This window comes from Bifidobacterium asteroides (assembly GCF_003202695.1).
GTDB lineage: Bacteria > Actinomycetota > Actinomycetes > Actinomycetales > Bifidobacteriaceae > Bombiscardovia > Bombiscardovia asteroides_G.
In genome coordinates this window covers 288638-305360 of the sequence record NZ_QGLL01000009.1, presented here as the reverse complement: position 1 = coordinate 305360, position 16723 = coordinate 288638, and the positions used below count along the sequence as shown (strand labels likewise).

The following is a 16723-nucleotide window of genomic DNA, read 5'->3' as shown; positions in this document are numbered from 1 at the left end:
TCATCATCCCTCGTCTGGGATAATGCTGTCTATGAAGATTGGTGAGCGTTGGGGTTATCGGGCGCATAACATTGACTCCTTGGTTGAGGTCGAAGTTCTCAAGATTGGGACGCAGAAACCACCGCGGACGCTTGTCCGGTTTATCGATGAACAATTTGAGGGTAGACAGGAGTGGATTCCACCTACTCGTTTGAAGGTGATCTGGAAAGATGCTGTGGAGTTCGAGGCTCGAGAGGCTCGCTGGGATAGAGTCGATACTCATCCTGGTTTGGAAGGCGGGCCAATAGAGTTTGCGATCGATGAAGTCTTTAGAACGCTAATTAACGAAGAGTTGGCTATTCCCGCGTATCGCTATACCGGAGTGACTGCTGTAAAGGATGTTGCTGGTCTCGCTGGATATTTGCAACTTGATGAGTCTTTGCTGAGAGATGCTCCCGAATCGTTTGATGACGAAGATGGGTGGATTGTGCCCTGGGCGACCACTGAGCTTATCGTGAGAACTGCCTGCACTCTCTTCTCTGACAAGATGCTGCATGAGGTCGAAAAGCAGGAATCAGAAGTTCAATTGGAATCAACGCATGGGCGATGGTATAAGAGTTACTTTAATAAAGACGAAAATATTTTTGTTACACCGGAAGAAGTTGCATCCAGCGACTTCGAAGAGCCGGATGGTAAACGGTGCCGTGACTTGTTGCGTCAATGGTGTGGCGCCGAGGCTGTCGCGCGTCAGGACGAGCTCAAAGCGTTACGACAAGAGGTAGTGCGACTGGATGAGCTAGTGACTCACGCGATCCGTGTTCTACGTACCGCGAAACTCACGACACAGGCTGATGATATTCAGCGTCGGTTCGGCGTTCCGATTATGCAAGCTCGCAAATCACGGTAGCCAGGTGCTTGGTTCGGGAGGGTTCTCAACACTCCATCCATGAGGCATGTACGCATCCAGTTCTTTTGCTCCTAACTTGATGCACCCACTCATGGTCAGTTGGGATTTGTCATTGAGGGGATCGATATGATCTGCATGTTCATTGATCCAGGTCGCCCACTCTAGCGCGTGTTCTTGTGCTTGCTCGTCGAATTCCTCCGCATGACGCCGAATCGCTTGACTATAGGAGCGCAGCCGTGCCGCGTTCTCCCATTGTTCAGCTTGCTGCCTCGCACGATCAGCATTGAGCTTGAGTAAATAGGCCTCGCGGGCCTTGGGAATGGCTTCCTCCCATTCCTTGACCTGCTTGGCATGATAGGCTTCAAGTTTCTTTCGTCTATCTTGTGCGGCGTGGCTCCATTCTTCGATGATGTCGAAGAACTCGGGAAGTTTGGAGACGAGAGTCCATCGCTGGCGATCTGCCCACGATCGGGAATCATAGCCAGGATTGAGCTCCAATTTGAGGCGGCCTGACCAGACTTCCTTCCGCGTCGGGCTGACTCGTTGCCATTCATACCTGCATTCAGCCATATCCTCGTCCGTGTAGACATCGCGTTTTACCCTCTCTTCACTGAGTTTGCAGCGATAGTGATCTTGGCCAACCGTGATAAGAAAGCTCGGTTTCTTGTCCACACTCAGCGTCCATCCACGCCGAACGCATTCTTCACTAATGCCTTGTACGAGTGCCAATGCTCGCGGACGGGTTGTCTCATTAACCATGAGATGTGAAGCGTGCTCAATGAGCGCTTGTATTTCGGGTCGATTGCGATCAGCTTCAACCGGCACGGGAATCTGGGGCGGTATCTCTGCCTGCGTTGAAGATCGTATGAGTTTAATGGTCAACGGTCCCCGCTTAGTCCCGGTCACTTTGAATAGGTGTTGAGGGCTCAAACATCCTGAAAAACGCAGCTGTCTGACGGTACGAACATAACCGATTCGCTCCGCATCACTTGGTGCGTCGAAACGAAGTACGCCGCCCGCAGACTCAAGACGATCAAGAAGATCATCAACAGGCTTGTATGGTGGCTCGTAGGCAGGGAGGGATGTAGCCAGTTTCGTTTCAGTAGTGTCGGAATCTTCGGATGTTGGATATGAGCCATGTTCCAAGTAGTAACGTCCTTCATCAGTAAGGCTTGCACGCCAGGATCTACCATGCCCCTGTACGGATAGCAACCCACGTCGATCCAATGCGCGCGCCGTCACCCGATGATCGAACCCATGCTCATACACTCCTTTCGGTCGCCCTTCACCGACCCACCGCAAAACAGCCAGCTGCTTCTCATTCAGCAGGTTTTGTTCGGCCACAATGATCTCCAATCGGATAGGGCTATTGTTCTCATTCGCGCTATTGCTAGCACAAACAGTTATGTGAGCTGAATCTGTTTTATGCCCCTTCTACCGAGGAAGGATGGAATCCTGCCCATCCTCATGTTCAGAGCTCATGTTTTTCAATATATTCTATCGGCCGTGGTGTCGTTCTAGGCGGCTCAGGTTGATTTTATCCGTGCTCTTCCCGGACTTTCTAAGATTTTCTGCTTTGGAAAGAGGCTTCATCGATCTCTGGGTACTTTTACTGCACTCAGTGCCTTATGAGCCCTATTGGCCTGTCGATCACACTAGGTTTGAGAGTCACTCTTGGTTATTTGCATTTCAGTAGATTGGCTCCATGCCTATTAATCATGAGTTGCGCAGCTGGCGAAGTGATGAAGGTCTGGTTGTGTTCCATTGCGTCGATGGCCTTGCATGCCTCCACTTTGCCGAGTCGTTGTAGTCGGCGTCTTGTGCCGGCATACTGTTTCCTGTTGAGGATGAAGTCGATTTCATTGTCGTTGTTCACTTCCCCCTTTGCATCTGGCAGATGAACCACAGGCACTGGTTCAATCCCTACTGGCCCATACTCGTTTCTATATCCGTGGTGTCGAATAGAAGATCGGTCATGTCGTGGGTGATCATCATCGAGGTACTGATGAGTATCCATCTCACATCGTTCTTGGCCGCTTCACGTATCAAGCGAATGATTTCGAGTAATAGGGTAGTTCGCCCTGACAGCATTTGCGGGGCACCCGGCCTGGCTGGTTGATGGTGAAAAAGGAATAGTCGCATTGCATATCGATGTAAAAGACGAGACCCCCATACTCATGCCGTGGCGACATGCGGCTACCGCAATTCAGAACATTGTTTCGATATGATTCCGTGTTCTTCAGATAGTGTTGAAGAGAAAAAGTTGAGATCCCTATTTGACGGGGTGCATCGGATTCAGACAGGATTTACACATCGTCCGAGATGATTTTGTTGCGCCTTTCCACGATTCAGGAAATCTGCTCGTGATTCATCCCAGTCGATCTGCCTGCCATCCTCCTGGAGCGTATCCTGCACTCTCCTGACTCTTTTAAGCTCGAACTAGTGGGTCGGTGGTTTGCTGCGTCTGCTCTGGTTGCTGTACCCATGCCCACTCGGGTCCGTGTGAGGATGCTTGACACCGATAAGGGTAGACATCTTCATGATGAAATCCGGGCTCTCCTCGGCCTCGACAATCTCGTCGAATACCTGACCCGCCGTTATGCGTCCGTATTCACTTGCACCGCGGGGGTCATCCAGTGCCTGTTGAAAATGTTTGTGTTCAAGACTCTTTTTAACGGACGGATCACTAACATTCTATGTTCAGTCACACGCACTTGAAAATATGTTAGGCATCAAAGGGTCTTAACTTATGTGTATAGAATTCAATGCTTCATAGGACTTTACGCGATACAGTCGGCCAGGACAGTTTGAAAATAGCGGTTATTGATTGAGTAACACGAAGAAACTATGGAATCACGTCGATTGGGATAACGGTATTTTTGTCCCAATCAACGTTTTCGCCGGACGATCGACTGAGGAAGAAATTTAATACTCAGTTACGGCATATTGACTTTGGGAATCGATTAGGCAAGTTGAGACAGTCTTGCATTCATTCATCAGTACTTTTCCTTGTCTCTCTCACTAGTGGACGACGACCGCTTAGAGAAAATGATGCCGAGTTCTGACTGAAAGAGAGCTAATGCTCTGTCCTTACCGTACCCATTCATCGTTTTGTTTTGACTTATCATGTTCTTAAAATCTGGTGTCAGAGTCATCCGGTACGTGATCAGCACCATCACTGCCTGAAACCGTGATCGTCGAAGCAACTGAATCCGGTTTGGCATCGTTCTCATGTGACCGCCACAACCGTGTGAGCTCGGCGTCATCGCTTGCCGGGGCTACTTTGATAATCCTGTCAACTTGGGTGAAGCGCGGTACTGGGAATGCTGTTCCGGTCAGCACGGCTTGGCCTTTGCCCAATGAGGGAATGGTCATGAGGGAGGAGTGATCGAGCGTCGGCATAGTGTTTTCCAGCGACCTTAAATCTCTGTCATTGACCAGTCGATGGATGATGTAGTTATGTATTTGGGAAAGAATGGTTGATGATATGTCAGCTGGACGTTGTGATGCGATAGTGAGGTAGAAGCCGAATTTTCGGCCTTCTTTGATGATTTCCTCGAAGGAATCCAATCGGTGGTTCTGCCAGTTGTCGCCATCATCACGTTGGATGTCACTAAGTATGTTGTGCGCCTCATCGATAATGAGATGCGATGTTTTGGTGATCGACTCGGTGTCTGACTGTTCCTTTTTTTGTTCGTCATAAATCATGTTCGCGATCAGCATGGGGAGGATGCGCTTGATCTCTTGATTTGCATGGACAAAGGAATAGATCGTCAAAGACTTCCCACTTTGGTATGCATTCCCCATCTGAGCGGCTGGAACAATGTCAACTACTTTATTCAATGATTCAAGTCTGGTCTTGATCCGTGAAAACATGGGACCCAAATATTGTGGATCGGTGCCATTCCAAGCAGTGGAATACACTCTCTGGTAGCGGAAGAACATGTGCAATTTATCAAGAATGCTCAAGCTTTTATATGTGTTTTGAATAGCAGAGCTTATCCCCTCCCAGCCCAGCAGCTTCTTGCCTTCGTCGCTGATTGTCTGATCTTGGGAGTTGAACCATATACTGCGGCCAGAGGAATCTTGTATTGTTGAGCTGCCGTTAGTGTAGTGTCTCAATTCTCTGAGCTGGGAAAGGCAGCCGGCACCGCAATAGTTTTCTGTGACTTCCACCCAATCACCTAGTGCATCATCATTGGGGGCGTTGCCCGTTAAGATTATCTTTTGCAGCAGTCCCATACAAAGTTTCATGAAGGGCTCTGGTTCCTTCACTTCTTCGAACACGTTCAGAGATCGTCTAATAAAAGGCGCTTGCACTCCTGGTTTCGCTTCGAACAGCATGATAAGTACATCTGGGTTGATGATGTAATCCTCGGAGACTTCGACCTTCTTGGCCATTCCTTCTTGTGATCGCGTGTCCACGTCGTAGCGTTCTATATGATTCTTAGGGAATCCGAAGATGCCTTCGCTCCGGTATTCGCCGTTGAAATCGATGACGGTGAACCTGCTCTTTTTCAGAATGCCTTCGCGATATTTGCTGTGCAGCAGCTTATAATAGAGCGCGTGCAGAGTATTTGATTTGCCGCTGCCGGTGTTGCCGAATATGCCGATGTGTCCGGCGAAGAACGCATTGATGGGGATAAGCACTTTGGAGCGTTCGAGCAAGGCTGTGCCGATGGCGATGCTGTCTGTATTTCGTCCGATGGCATAGATCGCGGACAGCTCCGCCTGGGTGGTGATGTAGGCTTCGTTGCCTACCATCGGGGCGTATGAGCTGGTGACGATGAATTGATTATCCTCGATCGCTCCAAGCATTTTGACGCTGATGAGACGATTGATGGAGTTCTTGCTGTATCTATTGTCGAATTCGTTGCTTCTGATGGTGTTCTGCTGATCAATGACCTTTTCCGAGGTGATCTTCGCAATGAGTTTGACGTCGTTCTGCCTGACCGTGACGTACGCTCCGAGTCGCGGTCCGTAGAGGATTTGACCGTTGTGGATGATCTCATCGTCATTGATGAGATCATACGTGCCTATCAGTGTCTGGTCTCCGTCAACAGATATGACAACACCAATGGCATAGTTCGCCTCACTCATATCTATTTGCTCCCTATCCCACTGTCTGCTTGTGCCAGTATGGGAAAGCTGTCGGCATTGTTGGGCATGAGCAGTCTTGTCACGGTCTTTAGGTTTAGTCGTATGCCATCCGACTTGTTTTCTGTAGCCTTGGAGTCTGCGTGAGGCGGGTCATGCTTTCCAAGATTGATCACACAATTGGCCACGTCTTTAGGTGAGAGAATCAACAGGTTCGAATTCGATATCGTTCCGAGATTGTTTAGGATGTCTTTTCTCGCATTGCCAGTGTCCGGTTTAGATGTCTCATCAGAGTAGGCGAAGATGCACACCTGAAGTCCAGGATTTTGCAAAGCCCTCTGTACCATGCCCTTGATGTGCTTGTCTTGGAAGGAGAAGCCTATGACGAACAGTATCGACTGCGGTTTATCCAATTCGATGTTGAACAACCGAAGCATCTCGAAGAAGTGGCGGCTCTCCATCGTATGCTCCGACTCATTTGCATCAGGCAGAACAAGAAAAGGATTCTCTACGGGCTGGCTGAGCACCTCGATGAGCTCTTGATCTTTGTCCGCTTTGGATTGTCTCCAATTAATGGATCCATGTGGTTTGATGAGTCTGATCGTCGGGGTTTCGTGATTGTAATTGTCGAACTGACCCCTGAGTGCCGTGGATCGGTCGTAGTTGAAAGTGTTGATATACCGCCTAAAATAGCCGTTCGCACCATCGTTGAAAATGACACCATAGTTCTCCTGCATAACTTGGTCCATGGCAGCTTCAATGAAAAGGTCGTAGTTCGTAGTAAAGATGTTCGCGGATCTTGGCACAGCCCTCGAATTGGACATACTGAGAATGGAAATGATCATTGATATGAACCTGACGTATGCCCCTAGAGTGTCCATTTCCTCACCAGCCGAGACCGACCCGGCGGCAAGATTACAAGAGACTTGGCGTATTTGGTCGATAAGTTCTTTTGGCTCCTGCCCATCTGTCAAGGTTGGTATGGCTGGTTGTGACGCCCCTGCTCCAAGAAGGAAGTTCAGTCGTTTGCTATAACATAGCTTTCGTAGCTGTCGGATATCTAGGTGCGGGGCGGGATACTCACCATCGTTGGATGTATTATTGCCAGACATTTGCTCTTCTCTCGCATGCAAGATTTTAAAACTCGATGATACGGTTATTTTACTTCGATATCAGATGCTAAAGATAGAGCCGCAAGTGGGATAAAAGTAGCCAATGTTCGAAGTCGAGAAACACGTTGCTTCTTTCTTAGTTGCTTGCTAAGTTGCCATTGATCTTCTCGATTCTGGAACTTAGGTACCATACTTAGACAGCTGCGTGTTCGCAACAGGTCTAACAGTTCTCGTTGACCTGTGTTTTGGGGTTTTGAATATTGGTCAATACCCTTCTTCCTATCACAGGTTTCTGCCTGTGCGCGTCATAGTCTGGGTATCCCTACGAACATGCGGAATGGAATTTGTAACCAGCACATTGCTTCGTGTTGTATCCAGCACTGTTCGTATGCGCGCTGCATTGATCTTTTGCTTTATGGCCCAGTCTTTTGACTCTGGTCCGAGGGGGTGCTGGCTGTCGATGATGTGGTAGCGATCGCGGTAGGCGACGATGGTATGTGCAGCTTTGAGCCATGTTGCTTGCCGTTTTGTCTCGGTGGGTTTGGGACCGAGTTGGGTAGTTCAAGGCTCACGATTTGCGATGGCCTTGTCAGGAGCGTGGCGGCGCGTTGCTCAATGAGAGTTTGCCGTTTGGCGAGCACCTGCGTCGCGGCCGCTGAGGGGTTGAGCCTGGCCACTGAGCCTCTGCCGTGCTCTGTCTCCTATGCGCGGCGCAGCGCGTTCATGGCCGTAATCTTCCTTGCACCGGCGGGGCCGACTGACACGTCCACGACTAGACCCGACAATGCGATCGCCGTCAACGCCTTACTATTAGAACAATGACAGCAGATAACAATAAGAGCGCAGAGATGAGCCTACCACGTGATTTTTTGAAATATAAAAGATTTTTCATGGATTATCGGCCCCATCACTTATGATAATGGACTGGCCTCCAAAGAAAGACGAATACCGCGCCTGTGATACTTGCTTACCTGCTACAGGGAAGCCGAAAATTTCTTGAAGAGTGCCCTGAGCATTGTTATTATGAGTCTGCAGAATTTGAGCTGGCTCATTGAATTTTGCCGCTGTATATGTTTTATCTACAATCTCAGCATCTATCAAACATTGTGTTGCCAAAATTCCAGGATCTTTATAACGCTCGGGATTATCTTACTGGTCACGGAACAGAGCTTCTCTTATTTCATAGAGTCTGCTCCCAAGAACAGCTCTGAACCATGCTTGTGCTGATAGTTCCTACCTATCGCTGAGCCACCAAATGCAAGCCAGCAGAAAAAGTGCCCCCCGTGGGACTCGAACCCACAACCCACGACTTAAAAGGACGCTGCTCTAACCATTGAGCCAGAGGGGCAACAGCTCAACACTACATGTTTGTTTTGGATTTTTCCAGTTCGCGGCAAGCCGGTTCTCAGGCGAAGCCTCACTGAAAACCTGTACAGATCGATGAAGAATCTCAGCATGAAATGTTATCCTTCCGCCCGCTTAGGAAGGTTGAGATGCGTGGAGGGCGGGTGGTGGTCAAGCACTGAACTTGTGCGACGGGATCCCTGCCGGACAATAAACGAACCTGTATGCCAGAGCTTCTGCCAAGGCTGTTGAGAGGCATTCCTCCCCGTTAGGCGTTGGCTGGTCGTTGTTTTGTCATCTACAGATGGCGAACTGGCGGCCGACGTTGATTCCCCGTACTCGGATTGAAAGAATCATCTCTGCGAGGCGATCTTTTGTCCTCGCAAGTGCGCTGAGGGAGGGAGCTCCGATGAAACATCCGGCTCAATACGCATCGCCGCGTGTGCAGAGCGTCACAGGCTCATACCGGTATTCACCCGTTTGTGAGCGCTGGATACTGCTATGAAGCATACGGCCAATCCTTCCGGCCTGGACGAGCCCTTCCCCATCCATGCATCCGGCCTGTGCAAGCAGGTTTCGCCTAGGAAGGGGGAGACCATCACTCTCCTGGACAACGTGGAATTCACTGCATCTTGGAGAGCTATGACCGGAATTGTAGGGCCATCGGGTAGCGGCAAGTCAACTCTGCTTTACTGTCTGGCAGGTCTCGAACCAGTCAGCTCGGGCCAGGTGGAAGTCCTGGGTCGGCGCATCTCTGCCATGGGTCCTGCGGCGTCAGCGCGATTCCGGCGTGTGCACCTGGGCTTCGTTTTCCAGTCCTATAATCTGGTGCCTTCGATGAGTGTGGAGGACAACCTCAAGCTGCCCTTTATTCTGCGCAAGACCCGCTGGCCGGAGGATCGGGCGGCCAAGCTGCTGGACAGATTGGGCATCAGGGGGCTGCTCAAGGCCAATGTGAGCCTCCTGTCAGGGGGCGAGCAGCAGCGTGTGGCTCTGGCCCGCGTGCTGCTTTCAGATCCCGATATCATCTTCGCCGATGAGCCTACTGGCGCCCTTGACCAGGAGACTGGCAATGCGGTCGTCAATGAGTTCGCCGCCTTCGCCGATCGACCGGGCCACGCAGTGATCATGGTCACCCACAGTCCTGAAGTCGCCTCCCGCTGCAATACTCTCGTGCATCTGTGCGACGGTCGTATAGCCACAGCCGACAAGGTTCCTGTGCCGAAAGCGGGCATCTGATGCGACTTCTTCTGCGAGATTTCAAGGATGCCCCCTTGGCCTGGTCTGGCGTAGTGCTCGTACTGATCGCCTCGCAAACCATGGTCGGCCTGCTTGCCATGATGCTCTCTTCAGCCAAGGCCCTGGGCGATCTTCCCGGCATGACCGAGCAAGGTCGCACTGCCTACCAAAACTTGATGATCCCCTTCGCAGCACTTCTCGTTGCCGCAGTATTGATCGTTCTGCAAGTAGTTTCGTCGGTGATCAACCAGCGCAGACACAACCTCGCCCTCCTAGCCCTGCAAGGTGCCACGCCCTGGCAGTTGACCTCACTGACCTGTCTGCGGGTGTTCATCTTGGCGCTCGCGGCCAGTGTAGTCTCGCTGGCGGCTTCTTTGCTGCTGGCCCGTCCCCTCTACGCCTGGGAGACCTCACAGTTCCTGATCGGCAGGCAGCCTTTTATCGCCAGCCACCAGCTGGCTTCCTGGACAGCAGGAACCTCATGCGGAGTAGTGGTGGCCTTGATCGGCACGCTGCTGACCATCCGGACCATCAGCAGAATCAGTCCGGTGGAATCTCTGCGTGCTGCAAACATTCCTCCAAAAACAGCAGGTTTGGCTCGTCGTATCGCCGCTGCCTTGTTTCTGCTGGCAGCATTGGCAATCATGCTGATGCCGATTATGCAAGCGCGGACCATTCCTGATGAGCAACTGGTCCGTTTGCACACCGCGGCACCCATCCTGCCTATCGCCATGGGCAGCACTTTCGGTTTCATGCTCCTGCTGGCCGCAATCTGCTTGGCGGGTCCCTCTCTGCTGGGCACGGTCACCAGCGGCTGGACCAGGCTTATCGCTCTTCGCCAGCCTTCATGGCTGGTTGCTTGTCGGCAAGCCAGTGCCCGCATGCGCAGTCTCAGCTCCACGGTCATACCTCTTATTGTGGGGGTTTCATTGCTGATGATGACTGATTCCTTCTATCAGACCAGCGCCGATTCCAGTCGCCTGCTGCCTCCCAACCTGGATGTCAGCAGCTCTGATTTCTCCATGTTCATTACGCTCTTGGGCCCCGCACTTGTCGTTACGCTGGCTGGAGTATGCGCCGGATACCTGATCTCAGCCCACGGTCGAAGCCTGGATCTGTCCCTCATCTCTATCGCTGGCGCGGATCCGAACCAACTTGAAATCATGTCCGCTCTCGAGGGGTTCATCATGGCGACTACCGCCGTATTGATATCCTTCACCTCCAGCATCCTGCCCGTCATGGCCTACGCTGTCGGATTCCGCAAGGTCTTTGGCGCTGCCAGCATCGGCATACCTTGGGCTCACTGGGCGCTGGTCTACCTGCTTCTGACCTCGGCGGCATCACTGGCTTCGTGGGTCACGGTGCGCAAATCAGCAGGTCGTTCCCCTGCCGGTGTGATAGCACAGTACACTGGCGAATGAACCTGGGGATCCTGGGCATGCGGCGTGAGGGGGCGCGATGAAGGGCATGGCAACCAACCTATTCGAGCTGCTGAGCAATCAACGCTTGACCAGATTCGTCATGCCTCTGCTGAGCCTGATTTATACGCTTCTCTATGTCAGCGCCCCCACGTTCCCTCCAATCTGGGCCGAGAACATTCCTTTGCGCGTTTGGAAGACGGCCATCGGTCTGATCGGACTCCTGTGTTCCTGCCTGCTGTACTGGAGCAGACAATTTCCCCTGCTCATCACGACCATGGAGACCCTGCTATACCTCAGCCTGTCATTTGCCACCTCGGACGATAGCTTCCTAATACCCCTGGTAGGCGCTCTCTATTTCTGCGTCTGTTTATCGTCAGCACCCAGGATTGCGGCAGGCGTAGGTGAGGCAGTCGCGGCCGTCAGTCTGGTCACTGTCAGCATGCACGCCGGGCGCATGCTCTTTCTGGAATGGACTGCCCGGATGGCTGTCATCATGGCGGTCGCGGCCGCTGCCATAGCTGTGAGGTCCTACCGGATTCGGCGCGAGACGCAGCAGCGTGAGGAGCAGGAGCGCATCCGCTCTGAGATGCTTGCCAGGCAAAGGGATCAGGCTATATCGCGCGCCCAGGTGGCAGGGGAGTTGCACGACAGCGTGGGCCACGACCTCACCACGATCATCGCCCTGACCCAGGGATTTGCTGACTCGGTTGAGATCGAAGAGCTGCAAGAGGTGCTTAAGGACATCAATCAGGTGGCCAGGGATGGATTGGCCGACACCCGACAAGCCGTCCATACCCTTGTCCAAGAACATGAGTCGCTCCCTCAAGAGTCCGATGATGATGGGCGCAGGTTTGGTTCCAGGCTGCACACGCTCGACGAACTCGACACCGTAATCGCCCATGCCCGCGCAGCTGGTCTGGCTGTCGTGTCTACCGAAACAGGGCATCAGCGGCACGATCCCAGACAGGACAACCTCTGCTTCATCATCAGCAGGGAGGCCATCACCAACACGCTCCGGCACGCCTCAGCCCCGAGCACCATCGTCATCTCTCGTGATTATGAGCAGGACGGAACCCTCCGCATCAGCATCCACGACGATGGGCATGGGCATGGGCATGGGCCAGCCTTGGGCGATCAGCAACCGGCTATTCATGATCATCAAGGAGTGGGCCTCAAGCAGATTGGCAAGCAATGCCAACTGATGGGAGGGAGTCTGAGTTGCGGACCGGGCAAGAATGGGGGATGGGCTGTAGAAGCCGTCTTGCCTGGCACCAGCGAGAAAGAGGGCAATGCCGATGATTGACCTGATGCTGGTCGACGACCTTGCGCTCCTCCGCAAGGGGTTGGTGCGTATGATCGAGGCCGACCACGATCTACAGGTCGTCAGACAAGCCTCCAACGGTCAGGAGGCAGTGACCATGCTGCGAGAGATGCAAGCAGCCGCCCAGCAGTTGCCTCGGGTGATCCTGATGGACGTTCGCATGCCGGTGATGGACGGCATCAGCGCCACCGTGGTCATCGCCAAGGAGTTCCCCGACATTCGCACGCTGATCCTGACCACCTATGACGAAGACGATTATGCCTTCACGGGACTGCATGCAGGAGCTTATGGTTTTCTTCTCAAGGACGTATCCACGAGAGACCTGCACCGAGCCATTCACGCAGTGGCCGATGGGGACGCGGTGCTCACCCCCCGTGTCACAGCAGAGCTCATCAACCGCGACAGAGCCTATGCCCGGCATGAGGTCAATGATCCGCAGGCCAAGCAGCAGCTGGACAAGCTGACCCCAAGGGAGTACGAGATAGCCGGGCTCATCGCTCAAGGGCTCTCTAACCAGGAAATAGCCCAGCGCCTCACTCTCGAAACTACCTCCGTCCGGCGCTACGTAAGCCGCATACTTGACAAGACTGGACTGCGGGACCGTACACAAATTGTCATCATATGGTTCCAAGCCGGAATGTCTGACTGACGGTCCTGACCAGCCATTCGGGGCATCGCGAGAAGAAAAGCAGAAGAACGATAGATTTCGGAGTGACGCCTTCGTTGACCTGATGAAGCTGAAGCTGGGAACTAAAGACCAGAACTTAAGTTTGGAAGAACCTTATTGAACATTGTGATTCTTGCTGTATTGAGTTCCGACTATTCGCCCATGCGCGCGATGTCCCTGTGGCGCTTGTTCACTTTGGAAACCCCAGTTCCGTTGAATGCTGCTCTTGTAAGCTGAAGCACAAAGGGGTGGCCAAGCACTCGACAGAAGAGGTGGATCATGGGAATCCGTCTGGTGAGGGTGGACCAGCCGGGGGCAGTCGATGCCGAAATGATCTGGGAATATCTGCAGGCCTGCCGTTCTCAGCCTCAGGATGAAGCGGCTGGTCTCGGCCCCCTGGAGGACTGCCACAGCCTGGATGAAGTTCGTCGGTCAGGTCTGCCCGAGGTGGCTCGTCAGGCGCGTGGCGATGATCTGCCGTCGGGATTTGTGCCCGCCCTGCAGTTCGCCGCCCTTGCGCCCAGCGGCAAACTGGTGGGAATGATCCAGCTGAGGCTACGACTTACGGAGGCGCTTCTGCGCATGGGCGGCAACATCGGCTATTCAGTTCGTCCGGATTGTCGCCGGCGGGGCTATGCCGGGCTGATGCTGGATGAATGTCTTCGACGGGCTGCCACTCTGGGCATGAGCAGGGTCCTGATTACTTGTTCCCCGTCGAATCTGGCCAGTCGCCAGACCATCCTCTCGCGGGGCGGGCAACTGGAGAATGTGCTCCCTCGCAGATCTGGTCAGCCAGTAGAACGGTATTGGATTGATTTGCCTACGGAACGAACAGATCGGTAAACGCAATCTTGGATGCAAAAGCAGCTTTCATGTAATTGCTTCCTGGCTAGGCTCTCTGCATTGATTTTTTGGCTAAGACGTATATGTGCATCCAGAATGCGAACTTATTTTAAGTTTATTTTGAGCGAATGCCGGTTAGTGTATATTTTGTTTTTGTGCGCATTCCGTGCATTATGTACGACGGCAAAGGAACCGCCATGAGATATACAGCTTCGACATGGAAACCATTCGATAAGCCACTAGTCATTGCTGACAGTTTTTCGCATTGGTGTTAATTCGTGCGCATGTCATATCGTTTGTCACCGGTTCGCAGTTCTGGGGTTTATGCACGTACCCAGCAGCTTGGCTGATAATGATTATCTTCATGGTGATAAGACACTGACTGCGTACGAAAAAGACCGGCATGATTTGAGATAGCTAATATGCGAAAGGGGGTGAATTAGTAGGTTCCAGCGATCTCTCGGTTAGTGAGCATGAGCTAGGGGGCAATCACCCACTTTCTCAATATCTTTTGTTGGCTGATACAGGTATGGCTTCTCTTGTCAAAGTGCCAATTGAAACCAAGTAGATGCCCCTGGCTGCCCCTTGCTTGATAAATGGAGACTACAGCTGTTCCGGCTGTTGGTAACTTCTGAGTGGAATCAGTGTTTGTCAGTTCCTGTTCTTGTATGCCATAATTTGTAGGACGGTAGCAGTTTTATGTCCGATCCGGCTTGTACTTTATTAAAGAAATGCCTGAATTCTGGGCTCATGTGTGAGGAAAGAATATGAATTAATCGTCTAATGCAGTTGAAGCAGATGGTCTCATGGCTAAGACCGTCGGAGTCGAAAATTACCTGGAATATAGTGGGTCGGCATTTGGATTCATGTCTTCTATCTGCTCCGATCCAGCAAATGCAAATAGTTATGAAGAGACAGGCAACAATAGACGGCACTGTCTGTGCTTTACCCCATGAGTATTGACGCTGAAAGGCTCTGGAATGGGCAATATTGAAGCGAGCGTATCGAATCTTACTGTTCGAATAAAGAATAAAACGATTCTCTCCCATCTCTCACTGGAGGTTGAAGAAGGGGCCTTTCATGGGGTCATCGGGCCAAATGGCGCAGGAAAGACAACGCTGTTCACCGTTTTGCAGGGACTGCAAAAACCGACTGAGGGAACGGTATCTGTTCTGGGCAAGGCGCCCTATCCGCGAAACCTGGCCTTGCTCCGCCAAATAGGCATCCAGCCCCAGCAGTCGTCCTTCTTCCCCAAAACGACGCTCCTTGAGCACCTTACTGCAGTGGCGGACATCTACCAGGTGCCCCGGTCACGTGTGGGCGATCTGATTGATGCGCTGAAACTGGAACATGTGGCATCCAACAAGGTTGAATCATTGTCCGGCGGTGAACAGCAGAGACTGGCTATCGCCACGGCTGTCGTCCATCATCCTCGCCTGCTCTTTCTGGATGAGCCCACTGCCGCCCTCGACCCTGAGTCACGCCATGACCTTGTGAGCCTGCTCAAGTCGAGTCAGCAATTGGCCGCCACGGTTCTTTATACCACCCACCATCTGGATGAGGCGGAGCGGTTGTGCAGCGTAGTCTCGATCTTGGCGGATAAGCATATTCTCGTAACAGCCAGTCCCAGCAAGCTTATTGCGCAAGCAGAGATGGAATCGACCATTCTTCTTCCAAATGCCTTGGATCAGGCCGATCAAGTAGCCCATCTCGTGGGAGCTGACTACGTGAAAGCCACGTCCGACGGTCTGACAGTGCGCACTCAAAATACTGGAGTTACCTTTGCGAAATTGGTTGATTCCGGGATCAATACCAGCCAGGCGCAAGTCAAGGATGGGCGTCTTGAGGATGTCTACCTGCGCCTTCTCGAAAAGGGGAACGTCAAATGAACAGCTTCAAAACTCTATTCAAGTTGATGCTCCATTACGATATTCGTGACTGGTCCACTCTGGTTTTCACCTTTCTCTTCCCGATAGCCTTGTTATTGGCCCTGGTCCTGTCTTTTAAGAGCTTGGTTCCTGGAGTTGATATTGCCAGTCAAATCAGCGCCAACGTCATTGCATTCGGCGCGGCCTACGTGGGTATTTTTGCAGGCGCTTCGCACCTTGCTCTCTGGCGTGAGAATGGCATGCTTCAGACGGTTCGCAATTTTCCTCTATCCTCGAATGTGATTATCCTTTCCCAGACTGTAGTAGGCATTGTCGTCCTCCTGGCACAGGCTGTAGTGCTTGTCATTCTGGGGATGATCATGGGGATGTCGCTGAAACCGACGTTTTTGTCAGGACTGCTTCCCCTGATCCTTGGCTACCTCTTGTTCTTTTTCCTGGGTGTCATTATCGCCATGCTAATTTACTCCATCGCAGGGGTATCCATCCTTGCGAACATCATTATTCTGCCCTTGGGCTTCATCGGCGGAGCCATGATGCCTGTCAATATGTTGCCGTCCTGGATGCAGGCCATTGCACCGTATACGCCCCTATATCACATGAGAGAGGCCTTATCGATGATGCTGATCGGATCGGGCACCTGGCCTCATGCCTGGCTCGGGATCCTATACCTGGCCGTGGGCTGCATAACCCTAGGTCTTGTTTCCATATATGGTTTCCGCTGGAAATGATTATGTCTGATGAGGGTGTTCGTGTCACTGCCGTCCCAGGAGGTTTTCTGATTTCGGGGTTGGCGGTAAGAGAGATTGATTTACGTGAGCGATGGCTGCGGACTCGGCCTGATTTTCTGGTGAGAATACTCCAGCAGAACGTTCGACGAATAGACCGAAACCATATTCCTCTTGCT

The 16723-nt window shown here is 52.2% G+C and carries 11 protein-coding genes and 1 tRNA gene; 8 read left to right on the top strand and 4 right to left on the bottom strand.

What is annotated here, in order from left to right; genetic code table 11:
* The first annotated feature begins 31 nt into the window (after positions 1 to 31).
* Positions 32 to 886 (top strand): hypothetical protein, encoded by an 855-nt coding sequence (locus DKK75_RS07510; RefSeq protein WP_110452790.1) that lies wholly within the window; start codon positions 32 to 34, stop codon positions 884 to 886.
* Here DKK75_RS07510 and DKK75_RS08085 read toward each other — a convergent pair.
* From DKK75_RS08085 to DKK75_RS07475, 4 genes are all read right to left on the bottom strand, one after another.
* On the bottom strand, positions 878 to 2230 hold the full coding sequence (locus tag DKK75_RS08085; RefSeq protein WP_181414504.1) for a hypothetical protein: 1353 nt from the start codon (positions 2228 to 2230) through the stop codon (positions 878 to 880). The genes DKK75_RS07510 and DKK75_RS08085 overlap by 9 nt on opposite strands.
* A gap of 1788 nt (positions 2231 to 4018) precedes the next feature.
* On the bottom strand, positions 4019 to 5986 hold the full coding sequence (locus tag DKK75_RS07485) for an ATP-binding protein (RefSeq protein ID WP_110452785.1): 1968 nt from the start codon (positions 5984 to 5986) through the stop codon (positions 4019 to 4021).
* Positions 5987 to 5988: 2 nt separating this feature from the next.
* Positions 5989 to 6957: an SIR2 family protein gene (locus DKK75_RS07480; RefSeq protein ID WP_181414503.1), complete on the bottom strand. Its 969-nt coding sequence runs from the start codon at positions 6955 to 6957 to the stop codon at positions 5989 to 5991.
* 1413 nt (positions 6958 to 8370) lie between these two features.
* Positions 8371 to 8443: transfer RNA gene (locus DKK75_RS07475), tRNA-Lys, on the bottom strand.
* Positions 8444 to 8940: 497 nt separating this feature from the next.
* Here DKK75_RS07475 and DKK75_RS07470 point away from each other — a divergent pair.
* The 7 genes from DKK75_RS07470 (at position 8941) to DKK75_RS07440 (ending at position 16547) form a co-directional block, all read left to right on the top strand.
* Complete coding sequence (locus DKK75_RS07470; protein WP_110452783.1) at positions 8941 to 9678, top strand: ABC transporter ATP-binding protein; 738 nt, start codon at positions 8941 to 8943, stop codon at positions 9676 to 9678.
* Positions 9678 to 11099 carry an FtsX-like permease family protein gene (locus tag DKK75_RS07465; protein ID WP_110452782.1) on the top strand — a complete coding sequence of 474 codons (1422 nt, stop codon included), beginning with the start codon at positions 9678 to 9680 and terminating at the stop codon, positions 11097 to 11099. The genes DKK75_RS07470 and DKK75_RS07465 overlap by 1 nt, the downstream gene beginning before the upstream one ends.
* A 37-nt stretch (positions 11100 to 11136) precedes the next feature.
* A complete protein-coding gene (locus tag DKK75_RS07460; RefSeq protein ID WP_110452781.1) occupies positions 11137 to 12402 on the top strand; it encodes a sensor histidine kinase in 1266 nt (421 codons plus the stop codon).
* The gene (locus DKK75_RS07455; protein WP_110452780.1) at positions 12395 to 13069 is read left to right on the top strand and encodes a response regulator; all 675 of its coding nucleotides are present in this window, start codon (positions 12395 to 12397) and stop codon (positions 13067 to 13069) included. Before DKK75_RS07460 ends, DKK75_RS07455 begins: the two co-directional genes overlap by 8 nt.
* 297 nt (positions 13070 to 13366) lie before the next feature.
* Positions 13367 to 13930 (top strand): GNAT family N-acetyltransferase, encoded by a 564-nt coding sequence (locus DKK75_RS07450; protein WP_110452779.1) that lies wholly within the window; start codon positions 13367 to 13369, stop codon positions 13928 to 13930.
* A gap of 980 nt (positions 13931 to 14910) precedes the next feature.
* The gene (locus DKK75_RS07445; RefSeq protein WP_110452778.1) at positions 14911 to 15819 is read left to right on the top strand and encodes an ABC transporter ATP-binding protein; all 909 of its coding nucleotides are present in this window, start codon (positions 14911 to 14913) and stop codon (positions 15817 to 15819) included.
* The gene (locus tag DKK75_RS07440; RefSeq protein WP_110452777.1) at positions 15816 to 16547 is read left to right on the top strand and encodes an ABC transporter permease; all 732 of its coding nucleotides are present in this window, start codon (positions 15816 to 15818) and stop codon (positions 16545 to 16547) included. The genes DKK75_RS07445 and DKK75_RS07440 overlap by 4 nt, the downstream gene beginning before the upstream one ends.
* Positions 16548 to 16723: the final 176 nt, after the last annotated feature.